Source organism: Hyphomicrobium sp. (genome assembly GCF_051860585.1).
GTDB lineage: Bacteria > Pseudomonadota > Alphaproteobacteria > Rhizobiales > Hyphomicrobiaceae > Hyphomicrobium_C.
In genome coordinates, this window is sequence record NZ_JBHYDS010000010.1 from 121,296 (window position 1) to 141,300 (window position 20,005).

Annotated in this window: 16 protein-coding genes and 4 pseudogenes; 15 read left to right on the plus strand and 5 right to left on the minus strand. The window is 62.0% G+C overall.

All coding sequences use genetic code 11. The features are described 5' to 3' along the window. The first annotated feature begins 46 nt into the window (after positions 1-46). Positions 47-820 (plus strand): methyltransferase domain-containing protein, encoded by a 774-nt coding sequence (locus ACTIFK_RS16075; protein WP_439544025.1) that lies wholly within the window; start codon positions 47-49, stop codon positions 818-820. 565 nt (positions 821-1,385) lie between these two features. On the opposite strand, the gene ACTIFK_RS16080 is transcribed toward ACTIFK_RS16075, so the two are convergent. After that, entirely contained in the window at positions 1,386-1,808 is a 423-nt protein-coding gene (locus ACTIFK_RS16080) for a MerR family transcriptional regulator (protein ID WP_439544026.1), read from the minus strand. An 84-nt stretch (positions 1,809-1,892) separates the two neighbouring features. On the opposite strand from ACTIFK_RS16080, the gene ACTIFK_RS16085 reads away from it, so the two are divergent. From ACTIFK_RS16085 to ACTIFK_RS16110, 6 genes are all read left to right on the plus strand, one after another. Next, positions 1,893-2,312 (plus strand): mercuric transporter MerT family protein, encoded by a 420-nt coding sequence (locus tag ACTIFK_RS16085; RefSeq protein WP_439544027.1) that lies wholly within the window; start codon positions 1,893-1,895, stop codon positions 2,310-2,312. A gap of 22 nt (positions 2,313-2,334) precedes the next feature. After that, a complete protein-coding gene (locus ACTIFK_RS16090) occupies positions 2,335-2,631 on the plus strand; it encodes a heavy-metal-associated domain-containing protein (protein ID WP_439544028.1) in 297 nt (98 codons plus the stop codon). A gap of 1 nt (position 2,632) precedes the next feature. Beyond that, on the plus strand, positions 2,633-2,881 hold the full coding sequence (gene merF, locus ACTIFK_RS16095) for a mercury resistance system transport protein MerF (RefSeq protein ID WP_439544029.1): 249 nt from the start codon (positions 2,633-2,635) through the stop codon (positions 2,879-2,881). Beyond that, the gene (gene merBA, locus ACTIFK_RS16100) at positions 2,878-5,178 is read left to right on the plus strand and encodes a bifunctional organomercurial lyase/mercury(II) reductase MerBA (protein ID WP_439544030.1); all 2,301 of its coding nucleotides are present in this window, start codon (positions 2,878-2,880) and stop codon (positions 5,176-5,178) included. The genes merF and merBA overlap by 4 nt, the downstream gene beginning before the upstream one ends. Positions 5,179-5,390: 212 nt before the next feature. After that, positions 5,391-6,737 (plus strand): dihydrolipoyl dehydrogenase family protein, encoded by a 1,347-nt coding sequence (locus ACTIFK_RS16105; RefSeq protein WP_439544031.1) that lies wholly within the window; start codon positions 5,391-5,393, stop codon positions 6,735-6,737. A gap of 545 nt (positions 6,738-7,282) precedes the next feature. Further along, the gene (locus tag ACTIFK_RS16110) at positions 7,283-8,008 is read left to right on the plus strand and encodes a DUF4336 domain-containing protein (protein WP_439544032.1); all 726 of its coding nucleotides are present in this window, start codon (positions 7,283-7,285) and stop codon (positions 8,006-8,008) included. 59 nt (positions 8,009-8,067) lie between these two features. On the opposite strand, the gene ACTIFK_RS16115 is transcribed toward ACTIFK_RS16110, so the two are convergent. Further along, a complete protein-coding gene (locus ACTIFK_RS16115) occupies positions 8,068-9,003 on the minus strand; it encodes a hypothetical protein (protein ID WP_439544033.1) in 936 nt (311 codons plus the stop codon). A 149-nt stretch (positions 9,004-9,152) separates the two neighbouring features. After that, a complete protein-coding gene (locus ACTIFK_RS16120; RefSeq protein WP_439544034.1) occupies positions 9,153-9,434 on the minus strand; it encodes a metal-sensing transcriptional repressor in 282 nt (93 codons plus the stop codon). Between the two features lie 156 nt (positions 9,435-9,590). Between ACTIFK_RS16120 and ACTIFK_RS16125 the strand changes: the two are divergent. Both ACTIFK_RS16125 and ACTIFK_RS16130 read left to right on the plus strand, forming a co-directional pair. Then, a pseudogene (locus tag ACTIFK_RS16125) lies at positions 9,591-10,805 on the plus strand (tyrosine-type recombinase/integrase); the annotation flags it as partial. Positions 10,806-10,858: 53 nt separating this feature from the next. After that, a complete protein-coding gene (locus ACTIFK_RS16130; protein ID WP_439544035.1) occupies positions 10,859-12,136 on the plus strand; it encodes a hypothetical protein in 1,278 nt (425 codons plus the stop codon). Between the two features lie 76 nt (positions 12,137-12,212). On the opposite strand, the gene ACTIFK_RS16135 is transcribed toward ACTIFK_RS16130, so the two are convergent. After that, positions 12,213-13,367, minus strand: coding sequence for a helicase-related protein (locus tag ACTIFK_RS16135; RefSeq protein ID WP_439544036.1), 1,155 nt, complete (start codon positions 13,365-13,367; stop codon positions 12,213-12,215). Between the two features lie 128 nt (positions 13,368-13,495). Then, positions 13,496-14,172 (minus strand): annotated as a pseudogene (locus ACTIFK_RS16140) (TIGR02677 family protein). A 210-nt stretch (positions 14,173-14,382) separates the two neighbouring features. Between ACTIFK_RS16140 and abiEi the strand changes: the two are divergent. The 6 genes and pseudogenes from abiEi to ACTIFK_RS16170 all read left to right on the plus strand — a co-directional run. After that, complete coding sequence (gene abiEi / locus ACTIFK_RS16145; RefSeq protein ID WP_439544037.1) at positions 14,383-14,955, plus strand: type IV toxin-antitoxin system AbiEi family antitoxin; 573 nt, start codon at positions 14,383-14,385, stop codon at positions 14,953-14,955. Then, complete coding sequence (locus ACTIFK_RS16150; RefSeq protein WP_439544038.1) at positions 14,930-15,829, plus strand: nucleotidyl transferase AbiEii/AbiGii toxin family protein; 900 nt, start codon at positions 14,930-14,932, stop codon at positions 15,827-15,829. The genes abiEi and ACTIFK_RS16150 overlap by 26 nt, the downstream gene beginning before the upstream one ends. 68 nt (positions 15,830-15,897) lie before the next feature. Further along, positions 15,898-16,644 (plus strand): DCL family protein, encoded by a 747-nt coding sequence (locus tag ACTIFK_RS16155; protein WP_439544039.1) that lies wholly within the window; start codon positions 15,898-15,900, stop codon positions 16,642-16,644. A 216-nt stretch (positions 16,645-16,860) separates the two neighbouring features. Beyond that, a pseudogene (locus ACTIFK_RS16160) lies at positions 16,861-17,628 on the plus strand (ArdC family protein); the annotation flags it as partial. 330 nt (positions 17,629-17,958) lie between these two features. Beyond that, positions 17,959-19,308, plus strand: coding sequence for a tyrosine-type recombinase/integrase (locus tag ACTIFK_RS16165; protein ID WP_439544040.1), 1,350 nt, complete (start codon positions 17,959-17,961; stop codon positions 19,306-19,308). A 44-nt stretch (positions 19,309-19,352) separates the two neighbouring features. Beyond that, positions 19,353-19,943: pseudogene (locus tag ACTIFK_RS16170) on the plus strand (conjugal transfer protein TrbE); the annotation flags it as partial. Positions 19,944-20,005: the final 62 nt, after the last annotated feature.

The following is a 20,005-nucleotide window of genomic DNA, read 5'->3' on the forward strand; positions in this document are numbered from 1 at the left end:
ACAGCCGCGGCGGATACCCGCCCAGATGCAACAGGAGATCCCGATCATGACCACCACCGCGTTCGATCCGAAGGACCTCGAATCCAAAGTGAAGGCGATGTATCGCAGCGTCGCCGAGGACCCGCATGGCGAATTCCACTTCGAGATGGGTCGCGTGATGGCCGAACGTCTCGGCTACGCACCGGCCGACCTCGACCGCGTGCCCGTTGAGGCGATCGAGTCGTTTGCCGGCGTCGGCTACTATTTTCATCTCGCCGATCTCAAGCCGGGCGAAATCGTCGTCGACCTCGGCAGCGGTGCGGGGATGGACACATTCATTGCCGCGCTGAAGGTGGGTTCACGCGGAAAAGTCACCGGCGTCGATATGACGGACGAACAACGAGCCAAGGCGGAGCGGCTGCGCGATCGTGACGGCTTCCTGAACGTGACCTATGTCAAGGGTTACATCGAGGAAGCTCCGCTGCCGGACGGCCTCGCCGACGTTGTGATCAGCAATGGCGTGTTCAATCTGGCTGTCGACAAGTCCAGGGTCTTCCGCGAAGCCGGGCGGCTGCTGAAATCCGGCGGCCGGCTCGCGATCTCGGACATCGTGACGGAAGTGCAGCTGCCCGAAAGTATCGTCTGCAACTCCACGCTTTGGGCTGCCTGCATCGGCGGCGCCGCTCAGCAGAATAATTATCGCCAGATGATCGAGGCGGCCGGACTGCGGGTGGATCAGCTGGAAGACAATACTCAATACCAGTTCATCTCCGACAACGCCAAGGGCGCAAGCAAGAAGTTCGGCGTGAAGAGCATATCGCTGCTGGCTATGAAGCCTTGACGGGCAGCGGTCCGCGATCACAGGGGCGGCAAGGTGCCCGCAAACCGCGAGCAAAAAGAAAACGCCGTGCCTCGGTAATCTTTACAACGTGACGGTTCGCCCCGGCAGCTTTTGCTTCTAGGCACAAAACGCATGGAACGCCAAACGACAGATGCGGAAATCGATGCGGTGATCGAACAGCTCGCGGGGTTTGCGGCCTTATCGGCGTGAAGCGCGCGGACAAGCGCGACGCATCGGTAGGTACTGGCTCTCTCGCAGGAGCCTACTCGCGCTGGCGGAACAGCCGGCTCGGTCGGATCATCTGAGATTCGATGCGTTTAACCGGCTGAGCCGTCGTCGTAGTAGAAGCGCGCAGAATATCGTGGTTCCGGCCGCTTGAACGAACAGCAGGATGCGGCTTCATAGGGGTGCAGCGGAAACATAGTTATCAGTTTCATCTACGCTGGGGCGCCAAATCCCGCCTTTTCTTCGCGGTGGCACGCCCTCGCACTCCAGACTACGACGATGACATCATCGTAGGCAGGCGAATTGTGGCGTGGACAATTCGCCACCTGTTCCAGACTGGCTACTTGTGTCCGGCGAACAGCGTCTCGATCAGCGGACATTCCAGCAGCGTGCCGTCGGCGCATTGCGTGACCACGTCCTTGAGCACCCGTTCCATGCGTTTCAGGTCGGCGATCTTCGTCCGCACATCGTCGAGGTGCGTGGCGGCCACAGCCCGCGCTTCGGCGCAGGGCTGGTCGCGCTGGTCGACGAGGCGCAAGAGCTCGCGGATCTCGTCGAGCGAGAAGCCGAGCTCGCGCGCCCGCAGCACGAACCGAAGGCGCCGCTCATGCGAGGTGTCGTAGCTGCGATAGCCGCTCGCTGTACGCGGCGGGTCGGGTAGAAGGCCGACCTTCTCGTAATAGCGCACGGTCTCCAGGTTGCAGCCCGTCCGCTCCGCGAGTTCGGCCCGCTGCAGGCCCTTCACCACAGCGTGATCGCGCATCGCAAGAACCTCTTGACCCTGTAGTGACTACAGACCGCATGTTACGGCACAGATAGTATTTCGGCAAGGATAGAGAGGTCGGACATGGACGCCGCGCGACCAGGAACAGTAGCTGTCACATCGGTTGTCGCCGCGTCGGAGGGGAACCAGGCCGGACGGCAGCGCTTGGTCGCGGTCGGCGGCATCCTCGGCGCTCTCGCCGCCTCGTCGTGCTGCATCGTGCCGCTGATCCTGTTCAGCCTCGGCATCGGCGGCGCCTGGATCGGCAATTTGACGGCGTTCGCGCCTTACAAGCCACTCTTCGTTGCGGGGACTGCGGGTGTCCTCGGCTATGGCTTCTACCTCGTCTACTGGAAGCCACGACGAGCCTGCGCCGATGACGCCGCCTGCGCACGCCCCACCATCCCCAGCCGTCTTATTCAACTCGCGCTCTGGATTGCGACAGCGCTCGTCATAGCCGCCTTCGCCTTCGACTACGTCGCCCCGCTGCTGCTTCGCGCCTAACACCAAGAGGAGGCCCCACCCTATGAAGAAGACCTTGAGCGCCGTCGCCTTGATCGCGTCGGTTATGACTGCGCCTGCCGCGTTCGCCGCCGAACGCACGATCACTTTCGCCGTCGACAACATGACCTGCGCCTCTTGCCCATACATCGTGAAGACCTCGATGGCGGCGGTCCCAGGGGTCACGAAGGTGGCGGTCTCATTCGAGGCGAAGACCGCGACCGTGACCTTCGATGACGGGAAGACGAACCCCGACGCCATCGCGGCAGCCAGCATGAACGCCGGCTATCCCGCCCGCCCGACGCAGCAGCAAGGCAGTTGACATGAATGACCGCGCCCTGATCCGCACCGGCACCGCCGGCGCCACTGTTGCCGCGATCTGCTGCGCGACGCCGGTCCTCGCGGTGCTCCTGCCGCTGGTTGGTCTGAGCGCGTGGCTGGCACGCGCAGATCTGGCGCTGTTTCCACTGCTGGCAGCGAGCCTCGGACTCATCGCGTGGGGCATTTATCGGCGCCGCATCAAAGCCGCCTGTTGCGAGACGGAGATTCACGAAGAAGGCCTGAAGCAATGAACGATTGCTGCGCATCCTCCGCGTCCCGGGACAAGGTTGCGGCTTCCGCACCCGCGACACTGCCGAGCTATGCCGTGCGGCCGGGTGTGACGTTCCCGGACTGGTCGGTGGTTTCGTCGCGCGCGGTCAAAGACGCCCTGCTGGCTATGGTCGGCTCCGACCATGTGCTCAGCCGCTGGAGCGGCTACGACCCCGTCACGGACCGGGCGCGGGTTGCGTTGCTGCAACTCTACGCCGAACACGGACGAGCCCCGGCCCCAGGCGCGCTTGCCAAGCGCGCGGCGCTGAGCGAGCCGGCCATCCGGCCCCTGCTTGAAGAACTCCGCCGTCGGGACCTTGTCGTACTCGACGGCGACAAGATCGTCGGTGCCTATCCCTACACCGACCGCGAGACCGGCCATCGGGTCACACTGGACGGACGTACTCTCAATGCCATGTGCGCCGTCGACGCGCTCGGCATCGGCGCCATGATCGATCGCGACATGATGATCGCCTCGCACTGCCGCCACTGTCGTGCGCCGATCCGGATCACCACGCGAGATCGAGGCCAGGGCTTGGCTCAGATTGAGCCGCGGACGGCGGTCATGTGGCAAAGCGTCCGCTATGAAGGCGCATGCGCCGCGAATTCGCTGTGCGCAACGACGGCCTTTTTCTGCTCGGACGATCATCTCTCCGCATGGCGCCGCGAACGTTCTGCAGACGAGCCCGGCTTTCGGCTGTCGATCGACGAGGCCCTCGAAGCGGGTCGCGCGCTCTTCGGGCCGAGCCTTGCCGGCCTCGACGCAGCGCAACGCTCCGGCAGCGATATCGAGACTCGCGGCGCATCGCGACCGCCGGCCGACCCGACATCGAAAAAGGGGCTAACGACAGACCGCCGCTTCCGCTCGAACGGGCGCAACGGCGGTGCGTACGATCTCGTCGTCATCGGCGCCGACTCCGCCGGGTTCTCGTCCGCGATCACCGCCGCCGATCAGGGCGCGCAAGTGGCGCTCATCGGCAGCGGCACCATCGGCGGCACCTGCGTCAATATCGGCTGCGTGCCGTCGAAGACTCTGATCCGCGCCGCCGAGACGCTCCACAATGCGCGCGCAGCAGCACGCTTCGCCGGCATCACGGCCGAGGCTGAACTGACCGACTGGCGGGGAGCCGTTCGTCAGAAGAACTCCCTTGTCGCAGAGCTTCGCCAAGCCAAGTACATTGACCTGCTCCCGGCCTACAACGGCATCGCCTATCGTGAAGGTCCTGCGCACCTCGTGGAAGGTGGTGTCGAGGTGGACGGCACGCGTATCCCTGCCGGCAAGATCATCATCGCGACCGGCGCAAGGCCTGCTGTTCCGGCCATCCCCGGCATCGACACCGTGCCTTATCTGACCAGCACGACGGCGCTCGACCTTGAGGAACTGCCCCGGTCGCTGCTCGTGATCGGTGGCGGGTATATCGGGGCGGAACTCGCCCAGATGTTCGCCCGCGCCGGCGTCAAGGTGACGCTCGTGTGCCGGTCCCGTTTGCTCCCCGAGGCCGAGCCCGAGATCAGCGCGGCACTGACAGCGTATTTCGGAGACGAGGGGGTCACCGTGATCTCCGGTATTGCCTACCGCGCTATCTGGAAGACTGAGGACGGTGTCTCGCTCACCGTTGCGCGCGACGGCCAGAACACGACGATCGACGCCGACCGGGTACTGATCACTACCGGCCGCACGCCCAACATTAAAGGCCTGGGGCTCGCCGAACACGAGATCGCCGTCTCGTCTAGGGGCGGCATCGTCATTGATGATCGCATGCGCACGACCCGCGCCGGCATCTATGCCGTCGGCGACGTCACCGGCCGCGACCAGTTCGTCTACATGGCCGCCTACGGCGCCAAGCTCGCGGCGAAAAACGCCCTCAATGGCGACAGCTTGCGCTACGACAACAGCGCCATGCCCGCCGTCGTGTTCACCGACCCGCAGGTGGCGAGTGTGGGGCTGACGGAGGCCGCGGCTCGAGCGGCCGGGCATGACGTCCGCGCCTCCACCATCGGTCTCGACCAGGTGCCACGTGCGCTTGCGGCCCGCGATACCCGCGGGCTCATCAAGCTCGTGGCCGACGCCGGCAACGGCCGGCTGCTCGGTGCGCATATGCTCGCGCCGGAAGGCGCCGACAGCATTCAGACCGCGGCGCTCGCGATCCGAGCGGGCCTCACCATCGACGACCTCGCGGATACGATCTTTCCGTATCTCACCACCGTCGAGGGCCTGAAGCTCGCGGCGCTGTCGTTCAGCAAGGACGTCGCGAAGCTGTCGTGCTGCGCGGGCTGATAGAGATTCATTCAAGGCAATACTCGATTTCAAGCGCAAGAACTGCCGCACGCTTCTGTCATCGACCTGATACCTGCCACCTCGCCGTAGACCAAGAGAACGGTGACGAGCGCGACCCGGACAGGCACGATGATGCCGCTGATGCCGCGTGCTCTCGCGGGAATCGGCGCCGCGTTCGGATGGGCGGCAGCAGGAATAAGTAGGAGAGACGAATGGCGGACCAATACGACCTTGTAATCATAGGAACCGGCACGGCGGCCATGGTCGCTGCCATGCGCGTGCGCGCTGCCGGGCGGAGTGTGGCGATCATCGACTACCGGCCTTTCGGCGGCACCTGCGCCCTACGGGGCTGCGACCCGAAAAAGATGCTTGTCGGCGGTGCCTCGGCCCTCGACCACGCCCGGCGCATGCGGGGCAACGGCGTTGCCGGCGACGTCCATATCGACTGGCCCGAACTGATTGCCTTCAAGCGCACCTTCACCGATCCAGTCCCTGAAAAACATGAACACCGCTACGATGAAAAGGGCATCCATACGTACCACGGGCACGCGCGCTTCACGGGCCGGAACAGCCTGACGGTGGACGGCGAGAGCCTTGAAGCCCGCCACGTCCTTATCGCTGCGGGTGCCGAGCCGATAAGGCTAGGGATTCCCGGTGAAGAGTACTTCGCCACCAACGAAGACTTCTTGGCCATGGAGCGACTGCCACGCCGGATCGTGCTGGTTGGCGGCGGGTACATTGCGTCGGAGTTCTCCCACATCGCTGCGCGTGCGGGTGTGCAGGTGACGATTCTCCAGCGTGGCGAACGGATGCTTGGGCACTTTGACCCGGACCTCGTGGGCTGGCTCATGGACAAGTTCCGGGAGATAGGGGTGGATGTGCGCTTGCGGACCACAGTAAGCGCGATCGAGAAGGACCATGCGGGCTTTGTCGTCCGCGCTTCCTCAGAAGGCGGAGACGCGACCTTCGAGGCCGACCTCGTTGTCCATTCGGCCGGCCGGGCGCCTGCGCTCGACGCGCTTGATCTTGGGGCCGGCGGCGTCGCCGCGGAGAAGGGCCGGCTCAAGCTGAATGAGTACCTGCAGAGCGTCTCTAACGCAGCCGTGTACGCCGCCGGCGATGCGGCACAGGAGGGGCCGCCGTTGACTCCCGTCTCCAGCCACGACGCCAAGGTAGTCGCCGCTAACCTCCTGGAGGGCAATCGGCATAGACCCGACTATCGCGGCGTGCCAAGCGTCGCCTTCACGATCCCGCCGATCGCCGCTGTCGGGCTGAGCGAGGAACAAGCACGTCAGCAGGGCCTGAAATTTCAGACGAAGTCCCAGAAGGCGTCCGACTGGTTTACGGCCCGCCAGGCCGCAGAGAAGACCTATGGCTTCAAGGTGATGGTGGAGGACGACACGGGGCGCATCGTCGGCGCTCATCTCGTCGGGCCGCACGCCGATGAAGTGATCAACCTGTTTGCCCTGGCGATCCGCTACGACCTGACGGCCGACAATCTGAAGACGACAATGTTCGCGTATCCCACTGGGGCCTCGGATATCGGCTACATGCTCTGAATGCCGGTATCAACGGCAAGCATGTCGCCAAGCTATCCAGCTGCGCTGGATAGCGATGGCAACCGAGCGCCCGCAACTTGTTTGCAGCACCCCACAGTCGTCGTAGGGAGATGGCGTGCAGGATCGCATTCCAGGCGGCGTTGGCGTTTTGCGGGATACGCCCTCATATAGTGCTCCCGAGGAAACGTAGTTCTCAGTTTTATCTACGCTGGGGCGCCACCGCCTTTTCTACGCTACGGCGCGAAAATTCGCGACCCAGCCACCAACGCCCTACAACTACATTCTGGCTATGCATGGCGGTCGCGAGGAGTCCTGGAGCCAGCATTGAAATCGAAGTCTCGATCATGCTCCGCGCTCATCTTGCGGCGCCGCGCTTTGCCATCTGTACCCGCGCAAGGAACGACTAGTGGTCAAAAACTGACGCTTGGTACCCGCATCCAGTGGCGGCAGTGGGACCAATTACGGACATGACGGCCGCCGAAAATTGTTGTCTTTGACTCCCCTGTTATCCGCCAATCGCGCGGAATTTGGGCAGGCCGGACACAATGGTTGCCACGCTCTACGAGCCGATCAACGTCTATAAGCCAGTCGCGCAGGCCATCGGCGTGGTCGATGGCCCAAATGAATACCTGACGTCCGCCGGCATTCGGATGCCGATGCCGTTCACGACTCGGATGACCGTAGTCCGCCTCGAGAACGGCGACCTATTCCTGCACTCCCCGATTGTTTTCGATGAACGTCTGGCCGCCGAGCTGCGCGAGCTCGGCGCGATCCGCCACCTCATCTCCCCGAACCAATTCCACTACACCCACATCGGCGAATGGCAGAAAGCTTTCCCGGAAGCGGTCGTGTGGGCTTCGCCCGGCGTGCGGCGGCGGGCTCGAGCGCGGAATGTCGAGATCCGGTTCGACCGCGACCTCGAGTGGCGGCGCGAGATGGACCAGACGCTCGTCCCCGGTAGCATCTTCAAGGAATTCGTGTTCTTCCACAAAGCGTCGGGAACGCTGATTCTCACCGACACGATCATGAAGATTGAGCTCGACAAGGTCGATGAGCCGTGGCGAATGGCGACGAGATTCAGCGGCATGTATCACCCGCACGGCCAGATACTCTTCGGCATGCGGCTGCCGCTTTGGCTGCAGCGGACAAAAAGGCGGGCCGCGTTTCGCAAAATCCGGTCGTGGCACCCTCAACACATCTTGCTCAGCCATGGGCGTTGTTTCGATGGCAATGCTGATGAGGTTCTTGGCCGCCTGATGCCACAGAATTGAACGTCCGCTTTCCCCAAAGCAGCATTCCATCTTGGGCACCAAACGTTGGATTTTCGCCACTAGAAACCGAAGAAGATGATGCCGACGCCGAGGAAAAGGATCAGGCCGCCGAGGATGCCGCTTTCGTAGCGCTCCAGGAATCCAAGACGCAGGCGCTCCATTCCAGACATCGTCAACCAGGTGAAGATTACCATTCCAGCTATCGTCGCGAGTGCGAGCACCGCACTCAGCACGACAAAACCCGTCCAGCCATAGGTAATGCCGGACAGATAGACAGGCAGGAAGCCTTCGCAGGGCGAGAACGTCAGAAGCGTGAACAGCCCGAGGACGACCGCCCTATCGGATTTAACTATTCCGGCCGAGCGCGGACCGCTGGCCGGCGCAATCGCCGCCGGTTGAACCGAGGGAGCGTGTTGATGTTCCTCGAACCGAACCTCGTGGCGATGTGCGTGATCGCCGTGAGAAAGACTGAGGCTCACAGTGAATTCGTGCGGCTCTGGAATTTCCTCGAGAGATTCCAGATATCCGGCACGTTCGGCGAAGGAGAAGGCCTGCCCGGAGCCGTCAGGCCGCAACGTCTCGAGCGACAGCGCCGCCGCGCGCGGCAGGGCCGCTGCGGCGCTTTCGGTCCGCATCCGGAACCTGGGCGGGACGCCGAAGACCTCCAGCAGTAGCACGCCGTGGCCGGTGTCGATCCGCTTCGTCTCCGAAGCATGATCGTGGCCGCCTTTGTCATGGCTCCCATGGTCATCGCCATGCGCGACATGACTGTGGCCACCGTGGCTGTGGCCGCCGCCGAAATGGTGATGGCCATGCCCGCCGCCGCGCGCCTGCCGGACCAGGTAGTAGAGCCCGAAGAGGATCAGCGCGCCGCCGGCGATCCAGGGGAAGACGTTGCCGGTCCACTTGCTCGTCTCGATCCCGAGCCAGACGACCAAGGCGCCGAGAACGGTCGTGAAAAGAACATGTCCCGAGCCGCACAGCGCCACCACCATGAGGGTCTTCGTCTTGCTCCAGCGCTGCCCGCGACCGGCCAGCACGAAGGGCAGCCAGTGGGTCGGAATGGCGGCATGAGCAAACGCGACGACAAACCCAGTCGCCACGATGGATAGAAAAAAGGCCTCGGTCACAAAGTAGGAATCCGTCAGAGGTATTTCGTGATCAGCTTGAACTCGTCAATCGACCGGCGCTGATCCCGCGGCAGGGGACCGACGACGTCTTCGAGGCAATGGTCGAGATGGTCCTGGATCAGCGTCTTCTTCGCCTGCCCGATCGCCTTTTCGACCGCATGAAGCTGCTGCGCGACGTCGATGCAGGGCCGGCCTGTCTCGATCATCTCGATGATCCCCTTGAGATGGCCATCGGCCCGCTTCAGTCGCTTGACGATCTCGGGATGCGTTTCGTGGAGGTGTAGCTGCTTGTTCATTTTCCTGATACTATCCCCCTGGAGTGGATATTGCAAGTACTCGAACTTAGGCAGTCTCCGAGGTCACCGCGAGCCTGGCTCCTTCTATCCAGCGAAAGGGACAGAAAGAATGACTGAGAAACTTCGCCTGGACATTCCGATCCTGCTGCCGGAGGTGGCCGCTCGCGCCGTTACACCATCGGATTGCATGGTGTCTGGACGCCAGAGCTCGCAAGGAAAGAAGCGAAGATCCAGTTGGGCAAGGTCGCCCAGGGAGACAATCCCGCCGAGGAACGCCGACTCGATCATAAGGCGATCACGGTGAAGGAGCTGTGCGACCTCTACCTAAACGATCTAAAGGCGGGTCTCATACTGGGAAAAGGTGGTCGCCCGAAGAAGCCGACGACAATCGTTACCGACACAGGCCGCATCCATCGCCACATAATTCCGCTCATCGGTACGCGGAGGGTCGAGGACCTTGTCAAGGCCGACGTCAACAAGGTCTTGAAGGACATCATGGCCGGCAAGACTCGCGTTTCCGTCAAGACAAAGAAACTGCGTGGGAAGGCCATTGTGCGCGGCGGAGCAGGAACGGCAACGCGTACTGTCGGCCTGCTGGGCGGGATCCTCACCTACGCGGTCGAAGCCGGCGTCATCGAAGTCAATCCGGCCCATGGAATCCGAAAGCCGAAGGACAACGTTCGCAGTCGCCGACTGACCGAAGCAGAGTATCGCACGCTCGGAGATATTCTGCGCAACGCTGCCAGGAACGAGAAGTATCAAATGACGGTGGACATTATTCGCCAAATTGCTCTCACCGGGTGCCGCCGCACAGAGATGATCAAGTTACGGTGGATTGAGGCGGATACAGACGCGAGTTGTCTGCGGCTGATCGACAGCAAGGAAGGTGCCTCGACCCGACCGATCGGCCTGCCAGTTGTCGAATACCTAGAAAACCGAAGGACCAACGGTGCCGGCACCTATGTCTTCCCCGGTCAGGGGGATGACAACGCGTTCGGCAGTTTTCCCAATCATTGGGAGAAGATCTTCGAGGACACGCCGCTTGCTGATATCACGCCGCACGTACTTCGACACAGCTTCGCGAGCATCGCCAACGATCTTGGGTTCACCGAAGTCACCATCGCGGCGCTCGTCGGTCACGCCAAGGGGTCGGTCACGAGCAAATACATTCACACGCTCGATACCGCGCTCATCATGGCGGCGGACACGATCGCCGGCTACATTGAGGGCTTGCTGGACGGGAAGGAATTCAAGCAGATGACCTACGCACTTGACCGCGACTCCCGGAAGGCGGCGCTCGCACGATTCCTACAAAAGGCCGCCGGGGACGAGGAGGTGCCCGTCGTCGAACACGAGCGGCTTGCCGCCTAGTCTCCGGGATGACTACTGATCTGCATAGCCTTGTTGCCGGCGTTCTGCAGCCGATGACCCACGCGGAGTTAAGTGAGGCGCCGCAGCGAATCGCCGGGCTTGTCGTGCCCAGCGGCGAGGACCTCTCAAAGCGGCAGCGCATCGAGCTGGCGCTCGAGAACCTTACGCAGGAAGCGTTGGCTCGTTTGGCGCTCAAGTTCGCCGCTCATCGCGGAGACATCGGCCTTGATGAGGCAGGCCGCAAGGTGCTTGAAGCCGGTGACCCGCCCCTTACCCAAATTACACGGCGAGACGTCGCCCGGGTCTTCGGCGATGACCTCGCCGGTGAGCGAAGCACGGTGGAGATGGTCGAACGCTATTTCGTTCTCTCCACGCCCCTTGAGGGGATGTTCGGGAACGGCGGCCGGAGCCTGCGTGACCAAATCGGACAGCACATGGATCGCAATCCTGGCGATTGGTCGGTGGAGTTTCTGTTCGGCGAGATCGGCGCATTCGATTGCTCCAGAGCCCGGTTCGCGGCGTTGCTCGAAGACGCTGTTCACCCGCTCGCGCGGTCGGGAGAGCATCAGTTGCAGACGGTTGATGCTCTCAACAAGGTCCTCGCGCGCGACGGCTATGAGTTGGCGCAGGAAAGCGACCTCTCCGGTCATCCGATCTTCACCTTCCGCTCTCTCGTGCGCGGTGTCGGCGGCCGACCGAAGAACTTGATCTTCGCTTCGCGGGGACCCAAGCCCGAGATCGGCTTCGCCGACGCTATCAACAACGACATCGTCATTCTCTCCGGCGAGGAGAGCTGCCTGATCTACGACCGGCCGATCAGCTCCAACGGCCTTCTTTGGTCAGACCTTGTCGCCTGGTGGAGTGACGTCACCCCTGCGGCCAATGCAGCAAGTCTCGGAGCGCGTCTCCAAGAATCCCTGGCCTCGGATGCCGAGCGCAAGCTCTTCGCCACCTACTTCAAGGCCTATCGGTCCACACTCGGCGAGGCGCTGCCCGCGCTTCTGCCCCAGGTCTATCTCCACTATGACCCCGCTGTCGTGAAAACCCTGCGTCATCGCCTTCCACTTCCGCGCCAGCGTATGGACTTTTTGCTCCTCCTCCCGGGCCGCCAACGAATCGTGTTGGAGGTGGATGGAAAGCATCACTTCTCGGAGAACGACCATCCGTCTTTGAACGTCTACGCCGACATGGTGTCGGCTGACCGCGAGTTGCGCCTCGCCGGATATGAGGTCTACCGATTCGGAGCGAATGAGCTGGTTGGCGAGGGGGCCGAATCGAAGATCACTGATTTCTTCGAGAAGCTCTTTCGACTGCATCGCGTCGGGCGCTGATCCGCAGCATTGCATAGCTTGGATGCTCGGTATCGGCGGCAATAGCTCGTTGGCGATCGCCGCTTCGCGCGGAACATCAAAACGTCTGAACGGTGCGGTCAGGCATCGCTCGATCGACGGTCGTCTCCTCGGTCGGCGGCGGCCGCGCAGAAATATCTTCGCCCTCCCTGACCGGAGGACGGGCGATTGATATCGGGCTCTGACCGCTCATACTCGAGGCATGGATGGCCTTCGTTCGGAGACCCATCGCGGACAAATCAAGGATGAGTGGCTGCAGCAGCGTGCGGGTCGCCTCGCCCCCGCGTGACAACACGTCGATGAAATCCTCCTGATTGGGCTGTCCAAGGGCCAGCCGATAGATCATGCGCTGCTCGCGAAGTTGGGCGAACCGCGCAATGTCCCGCCCAAAGGGGCGCTCGAAGACGTGGCGGCGGATTTCGGCTCCGTCGAGCACCCACCAAGGACGAAGGCCGCTGGTATCGACGAAACGCTCCGCATGTCTTTGTACGCAACGCCACGGTGAGCCGTCGGCCAGGGCGGGATCTCTCAATACTTCATCGCGCAATTCCGCGGACAGCCGTCGCCTGACGGACAAGCCCGCGTAGCGCTGGACACGACCTTCACGCTGCTCGAGGTCGAGTGGATTGGAAGAGAGATCCCAATGAACGACATGCGAGCACCATGGGTGAAAATCCAGCCCCTCCTGCCCAACTGACGTCGTCGCGAGGACATGCGGCCAAAAAGGTGTGTTGAAGCTTCGGCGCACTTCGTCGGGGCGGACCGGGGTGGCTTGCGCCACGCCACCATCCACTTTGATGACGGGCTCGGTTTCAGCATCTCCAAAGGGCACGGCAACATGGCAGCGCACCGGAATCTTATGCGGCTGTCCGCCGATACCGTGGAAGCTGAAGCCGCCGGCGCGAAGTCCGAGAGATGATTGCAAGTCCTTGGCGAGCCCAGCCGCACCCTCTTGCAGATTCTGCGCGCGGAGCCAGAAGTGTTCATCGAGAACGCTTTCGAAACCGCCATCGACGACCGCACTCATGACCTGGTCGACCGCACTCTTTCCCGGCAGCGATGACAGGATCACCGGATTGTCGAGATAGGCGCGAAGCCCCTGCCAACTCAGTTGCACCAGTTCGGAGTAGCGCATGGGATCGAGCATTGTCGGATCGTGCCGCAGCAGGGCCCGGCCCAGCGCGACGCCCGGCGCTCCGATCGCATAGTCCACGAGGTCCGAAAGCTCCGCTGGAGAGAGCCGATCGACCGGCTGCGCCTGCCGCCATTTCTGGACAGCGGTCTGTGCAGCACGATCGTCGCCGATTGCGTTGCTCCACGCTGAGGCGGATAGCCGCTGCTCTATGTCGGAGGGCGCTTCGTCTGCAGCCCACGTAGATGGTCCTCGTACGAGCGACTGACGAGATCGCCGATGAACCGGTCCAGGTAGTCGATCAATCGTCTTTTGTAGGCGATGATCGAGGTCGTGTCTGAATGCTGAAGCTCGATGCTGCGGCCGATGTTCACCATGAACGCCTGAGCGTTCTCCGCCAAGCCTTCGAAGACGCGTACCAAATCCCGCAGAGTTTCGTGAATCTTCGCCGCATCAGAAACAGGCTCTTCCGCGAGATTGCGGAGAACCTGAAGCTGATTCGCGATTCCTCGAGCGCAACACTCTGCAGCTCGGCACGTCGCTTCAACGCCTGACTGAAGACGCTCAGCGCGGATTCGACCGCTTCTCCACCCTCGGAAAGTCGATAGAGAAAGCGGGCACGGTAGAAATCGCTGATACTGGCAACACGTGCAGTATCGGGTTGCGACTGCAGGTTCCCCCACTCGCTCAGTTGCGCGAGAGCCGCTTGCAGCTCTTCTATCTTTGGCGGGGCGCCTTCCCATTGCGCCTCGGCAAGAACCTCGTCAGGCCTTAGGTGTAGGCGGAACTGCCGCTTTGCGGCAGCGAACGCATCCATGATGTCGCGATAGAGGCCAGATTTCTCGGCGCTGACGTGCCGGAAGAGCTCACGCGCATCAATTCGCATGGGATCTTGGAAGGCTAGCCGCGGTAGGCTAGCTCGGAACAATTAGTGAACAAGCGCAACCCTGCGGCGTATCTGGCATCAAGACTGCCTGAAAGTCGGCCAAAAGTGCGCAAATGCGTCAACAGCCGTGTTGTCTCAGAGGTGCCACGACCTGTGCTTTCTCCTCAAGGCATATTGAAGTTATCATTTTTGATAACTAATATGGGAGATATGAAGCGACGCGACCTCATCAAGAAACTTGCCCAAGCGGACGCGGCGGGCGTCTGGGCGTTCACAGCGCCCAGTTTTTCCACGTTAATGGGTGGGGTCGACCCATCCTACCTCAAGCTGATGATGAAACGGCTCTCGGACCAAGGGGTGCTGATTCGCGCAGCGCGCGGCGTCTACGTCAACCCGACGGCCCGTTCGAGCCCGGCGGATATTCGGCGTGGCCTGCTGCGATTCCTCCGCCCCCGCGAGATCAATTATGTGAGCTTGGAATCGAAACTTTCAGAGATCGGGATCATCTCGCAGATTACGACCGCCCTGACCTGCATGACGACCGGATCACCTGCGCGGTTCGATACGCCATGGGGCGCCGTGGAGTTCACCCATACAGACCGCAAGATCGACATTGGCGCAGACGTCGTCGCGGACGCCGGCGCGTTCGAAGCCAAGGTGCGCACGGCCGTTCGGGATCTACGTCGCGTTGGCAGAAATCTCGACCTAATTGACGAAGAAATTCTTGCCGACACCATTGCGGAGGAGAAGCACCAGGATGAGCAACAAAGCGAACGGGCTTAAGAGCGCGATCGATGCCTTTATCCAGCGCCGCGGCATCGAAGCGGGGATGGATCAGAATCTGATGAAGGAGGCGATTCACCTTCATCTTTTGTCAGCGCTATCCGAAGCTGGTGTTCTTCAGCACGTCGTCTTTCAGGGCGGCACGGCTCTGCGGCTCTGCTATGGCGGCGAGCGCTATAGCGAGGATCTTGATTTCGTCTGCGGCAAGGCGGGTGCCTACCTGAAAGACGTCGAGTTCGATGGCCTCGTCGACAACGCGCTCGAAACCACGAAGCGAACCTTGCAACGCGACTTTGACATTGATGCTGCGCAGATTGTCTTGAAACGTCCTGCGCAACCCGAACTCGTCAAAGGAAACGACGTTAACGTTGCTGCGTGGCAGATCGTGGTGCCGGTCAATCCCACGTCGAATACACCGAAGTCGCGCATCAAAATCGAATTCGCCAATGTGCCGTCCTACGATTCCAAACCGCTGACGGTCAACGCGACACCTGGCCTGGTACAGATCCAGGATGTGATCCTCAACGTCGAGACGGCGAATGAAATTCTTGCAGACAAGGCGGTCGCCCTGACAGCGAGAGCGGCTCTCAAGTTTCGCGATGTATGGGACGTCTGGTTTCTCGTAAACAAACTCGGTGCGACTCCCGATCGCGAGATGGTTGGCAAGAAATTCGTGGACTACGGCACCTCCGATATCGCGGCGAAGGCAAAGGCCCGTCTCGATGAACTCGCAAAAGACGCCACAGCAACGGCGTTCTACGCCGAGATGAAGCGCTTTCTTCCGTCGGCACGAGTCACGCAAATGTCGCAGATGAACTTGCAGCGCACGATGCTTTCAGACAGCGCAGAGCTCATTCGAAAGACTGTCGTGTAAACGCAGGGCCAGTCCTGTCGGCAGTCAGCAATGCTGCTTTGCACTAGGCGAGGGGCAGGGGAGAATTGATGGCGAAAACGATCAGCCTGCCGAACGGTCGATCCTGGAAGACGCAGACAGCTGCGCTAACCCATTTCAAAGACATGCTTGCTCGCTACTCCGATAATCAAATCGTCGAAGATCGCTCCGATCACGATGATTTGGTTGCTCTCCTCGAGCGTTACGACGCTGTCATCACTGACAGTCCGGCGAAAATCGGAAGCGGTATTGATTGCTTCTTCCGGCGGCAAAATGTCGGCGAGGGATATTCGACGCCGGGTTTTTGGGTTCGCAGGACAGACGGCACAGATACGGACTTCAGCTATATCGGCGCCGTAAAAGGCCAGCCGAAGTCGAACGCGCAGGAATTTTACGATGCATGCCGCGGTGCTGTGGCTGCCGATCTCCTTGCCGCGAAGAAACGCCATTTCGAGACTCACGCTGATAGTGCCGGTCGCGTGCCGTGTGATCTTTCAGATGAACTAATCTCCTTCGCGGAGGCTCATTTGGACCACGCCTATCCAACCTTTGGACAGCTGGTTGTAAGTTTTCGCGCGGCGCGCGGATGGCATCATGGCGTTCCCATTGGAGTTCTCACTCCACCAGCAGATGCGCAGACAACGACCAGCTTTCTTGACCCCTCCGCGGCAGAGGCGTTTCGGCGATTTCATCGGGGCGCCGCGACTTTGCGAGTCGTCTCACGTGCTCGCAACTTATCGATGTCGGCAGGACAACGGAGGCCGAAGATAAAAAGGCCAGTGCAACTGGGACCATAGATGCCGCCGGTACGAGACCGGAAACGGGCGTCTCCCTGCGGGCCGGGCTGTTGGCTTCGCTGAAGCCCCGGCCATGCCGGGTCTTCACCCTTCGGGCTTCCATCCCTGACGCGGCGCTCGCGGAACCGTTCGGTGATGTCTACTCAGTCTGTCTGCGCTGAACTGGGCAGCAGGAGAGTGAGAGTGCCGGCCGGGTTGGCCGTGACGGGTTGAAGGCTGCGAGAGAGGCTCGCGGCGCCCGTCGCGGAGACCCGCGATGTCGAGACATGCTTATCGTGCGAGAGCCGGGCGAGCCTCTATGACGAAATCACCGACAAGATCATCGCCGAGTTGAAGGCCGGTCGCGTGCCATGGGTCCAGCCTTGGGGGACGGCGTCGGCGAAGGCGCCGCTCGCCATGCCGCAAAACGCTTCCACTCGGCGGCAATACAGCGGTGTGAACGTCCTGATCCTCTGGGGATCTGTGATCGAGCACGGATTCACCGGGCAGAGTTGGCTCACCTTCCGCCAGGCGCTGTCGCTCGGCGGCCACGTCCGCAAGGGCGAGCGCGGTACCACCGTCGTCTATGCTGACCGTTTTGTCCCCGACGACGAGAAGAAGCGCGCGGCCGAGACCGGCGAGGAAGCACAGGCAATTCCGTTCCTGAAGCGCTTCACGGTCTTCAACACCGACCAGTGCGACGACCTGCCGGATGAGATCGCGACTGTCGCACCACCACCTCCTCCCGGTATGATCGAGCCGCAGGTCGAGACGCTGATCAAGGCGACTGGCATCGACTTCCGCATCGGCGGCAGTCGCGCCTTCTATATTCCGTCGGAAGACTATGTGCAGGTGCCGCCGCCTGCCGCGTATTTCGAACCGATCAACTGGCACCGAACCGCGCTGCATGAACTGGGCCATGCCAGCGGCCACCGTTCTCGTCTCAGCCGCGATCTCTCCGGCGCGCATGGCTCGAAGAAATACGCCTTCGAGGAACTGATCGCGTTATCCTGACTCTGTGATCCTGTCTCAGAATCAGGTATGGAGCCGCATCACCGACTGGTCCGGTGAAGCTCTTCAGACGTCCGGGTCAAGCGTTCCCGCAGCGTAAGCGAGGACAACGCTTGACGCGGCGGCGACTCCACAAAATTGTCTATGGGTGCAGGCGAAGTCCTGCACCCCTGCCACGCGGCGAGCGGGAGAGAGCGAGGGGAACCCCTCGCAACCTAAACAAAAAGAGTCGCGCCGAAGGCGCTCCGCTTGGGTGTATGCGTGCAGTTGTACTTTACGAACCTTGACGCGCTGTCGTGTCCGCTTCCCATTGATGGCCTTGCAGTGAGTATCGTGCCCGGCGCGCTCGACGTTGGCGAGCGCGCCGGGCTGATCGACGGCATGCCGTTCATTCTAATGGATGACGGGAGCTACGATCTCCATCTCAATCGGTTCTTCCGCGCCTGCCCAGGTATGGGCGCGCCGAACACCTGGCGCTCCTACGCGCACGACATTCTCGTGTGGGCTCGCTTTCTATGCGAGCGGCGCGGCGGGAAGACAGTCTGGCAGGCGGACCGCCACGACGTGCTGGCCTTTCACCGGGCGCGGCGTCTATCGGACGCCGCGTTCCGCATCTCGGCGGCGAGCTGGAATCGCAGCGTTGCGGCGCTCGATAAACTCTATCGGTGGGCGGTCGAAGAGGGAGTCATCACGACCTCGCCCTTCGGCTACTGCGTTACCCTTCGCAGAACCGCAAGCACAAGCGCTGTGCTGGCCGTCACGACGAACCGGGCGCGCGAGCGCGCGGCACGGCGGCATGATATGCGCTACATCGGTCTCGGCCGCTATCTGCTGTTCCGCGACGTAGGGCTGAGAGGACGATTGCCCGACGGCACGGAGGACTCAACGTGGCGTGGCCGCAATGGCGAACGGAACGCGCTCTTCGCGGAGCTGTTGGTCACGACCGGACTGCGACTGACCGAAGGCGGCAGCCTGCTTCTGACCGAACTCCCGCGCATGATTGCACCCGGACCGCGCTCCGTGCTGTTCGATCTTTCCGGTTCGATCGCCAAGGGCGGACGGCCGCGCCAGGTTCGCATTCCCCGCCGCGTGCTGGCGTTGATCCAAGACTACATCGATCTTGAGCGCGCCGTCTCGTCCGCCCGATCGGAGCCTTCGGTCACAAATCCACTCTGCTTGGCGCCAGAGGGCGGGAAGATCGTCGACGCGGCGGGCAAGCGGGTCCGGCTCGACCGGCTCACGCCGGGCGAGCGGCGGCGTGTGCTGATCGGCGCGGCGGGCAGGGCGCAGCATGCCTTGCTCTGGTTGACCGAAGGCGGACGGCCCGTGCCTGCGGCCACCTGGGAAGCTGCCTTCCGCCGGGCCTGTGCGCGCTGCCACCGCTTTGGCATCGATCTTGACGTGACGCCGCACACGTTGCGGCACACCTTCGCCGTCAACATGCTTTCCATGCTGATCCGCGAGCAGATCGGCGCGGTGTTCGATCCGCAGGATCGGCACGGTGCGGCCTATCGCCGGATTCTCGGCGATCCGCTGCAGAAGCTGCAACACCTGCTGGGGCACGCGAGCGTCACCAGCACCTACATCTATCTCGACAGCTTGGCTGAAGCGCAGGAACTGGTTGAGGCGGCCGCGGATCGCTGGGCCCAAGATACGGCCGGTGATGCGCAATGACCGCCGCCATGACAACATCGGCGCGGCGGCCTGGCCGTCGTGCCCTCTTTCCCGAGGCGCCGATGCATCTCGACGCGCTGCTGACCGATCAGCCGCTGGTTGGCGGGCTGGAACCGCGTCTGGGGAGTACTCATCTCCGCACGCTCACGGTCATCGGATTTCCGACCGCGACCCATCCCGGAATCCTCGACGAACTCAATCGGCTCGCTTTTCCATATCGGTGGTCGACGCGCGCGATCCTGCTCGACAAGACCGAAGCCGTCCGGCTGCTGACTAGGATCCGGCGTCAGTGGTTCGCTAAGCGCAAAGGCATTGCCGCGATCCTCAAGGAGGTCATGACCAACGAGGCCTCGGTCCTGGTTGACAGCGACGCCGCCAACAAGGCCGCCGATGCCGACATGGCGTTGCAGGAACTGGGAGCGGATGACGTCGGCCAAGCCTACGTCACCGCGTCCGTGACGGTGTGGGACGAGGACGCCAATGTCGCGGCGGAAAAACTGCGGCTGGTCGAGAAGATCATCCAGGGCCGTGACTTCACCTGCATCGCGGAAGGGATTAACGCGATCGAAGCCTGGCTCGGCTCATTGCCTGGTCAGGTCTACGCTAATGATCTGCCCCCTTTGAAGTTCTCTAATCGCGTTCGTCAATAACTATTCTTCCATGATTGGGCGTTTTCGCCGGGCTCAGAGTTCTCTCC

Bases quoted from the DNA above. Each gene is read 5' to 3' on its own strand.
- ACTIFK_RS16075 (WP_439544025.1), top strand. From the start codon at position 47: ATGACCACCACCGCGTTCGATCCGAAGGACCTCGAATCCAAAGTGAAG.
- ACTIFK_RS16080 (WP_439544026.1), bottom strand. From the start codon at position 1,808: ATGCGCGATCACGCTGTGGTGAAGGGCCTGCAGCGGGCCGAACTCGCG.
- ACTIFK_RS16085 (WP_439544027.1), top strand. From the start codon at position 1,893: ATGGACGCCGCGCGACCAGGAACAGTAGCTGTCACATCGGTTGTCGCC.
- ACTIFK_RS16090 (WP_439544028.1), top strand. From the start codon at position 2,335: ATGAAGAAGACCTTGAGCGCCGTCGCCTTGATCGCGTCGGTTATGACT.
- merF (WP_439544029.1), top strand. From the start codon at position 2,633: ATGAATGACCGCGCCCTGATCCGCACCGGCACCGCCGGCGCCACTGTT.
- merBA (WP_439544030.1), top strand. From the start codon at position 2,878: ATGAACGATTGCTGCGCATCCTCCGCGTCCCGGGACAAGGTTGCGGCT.
- ACTIFK_RS16105 (WP_439544031.1), top strand. From the start codon at position 5,391: ATGGCGGACCAATACGACCTTGTAATCATAGGAACCGGCACGGCGGCC.
- ACTIFK_RS16110 (WP_439544032.1), top strand. From the start codon at position 7,283: ATGGTTGCCACGCTCTACGAGCCGATCAACGTCTATAAGCCAGTCGCG.
- ACTIFK_RS16115 (WP_439544033.1), bottom strand. From the start codon at position 9,003: ATGGTGGTGGCGCTGTGCGGCTCGGGACATGTTCTTTTCACGACCGTT.
- ACTIFK_RS16120 (WP_439544034.1), bottom strand. From the start codon at position 9,434: ATGAACAAGCAGCTACACCTCCACGAAACGCATCCCGAGATCGTCAAG.
- ACTIFK_RS16130 (WP_439544035.1), top strand. From the start codon at position 10,859: ATGACCCACGCGGAGTTAAGTGAGGCGCCGCAGCGAATCGCCGGGCTT.
- abiEi (WP_439544037.1), top strand. From the start codon at position 14,383: ATGAAGCGACGCGACCTCATCAAGAAACTTGCCCAAGCGGACGCGGCG.
- ACTIFK_RS16150 (WP_439544038.1), top strand. From the start codon at position 14,930: ATGAGCAACAAAGCGAACGGGCTTAAGAGCGCGATCGATGCCTTTATC.
- ACTIFK_RS16155 (WP_439544039.1), top strand. From the start codon at position 15,898: ATGGCGAAAACGATCAGCCTGCCGAACGGTCGATCCTGGAAGACGCAG.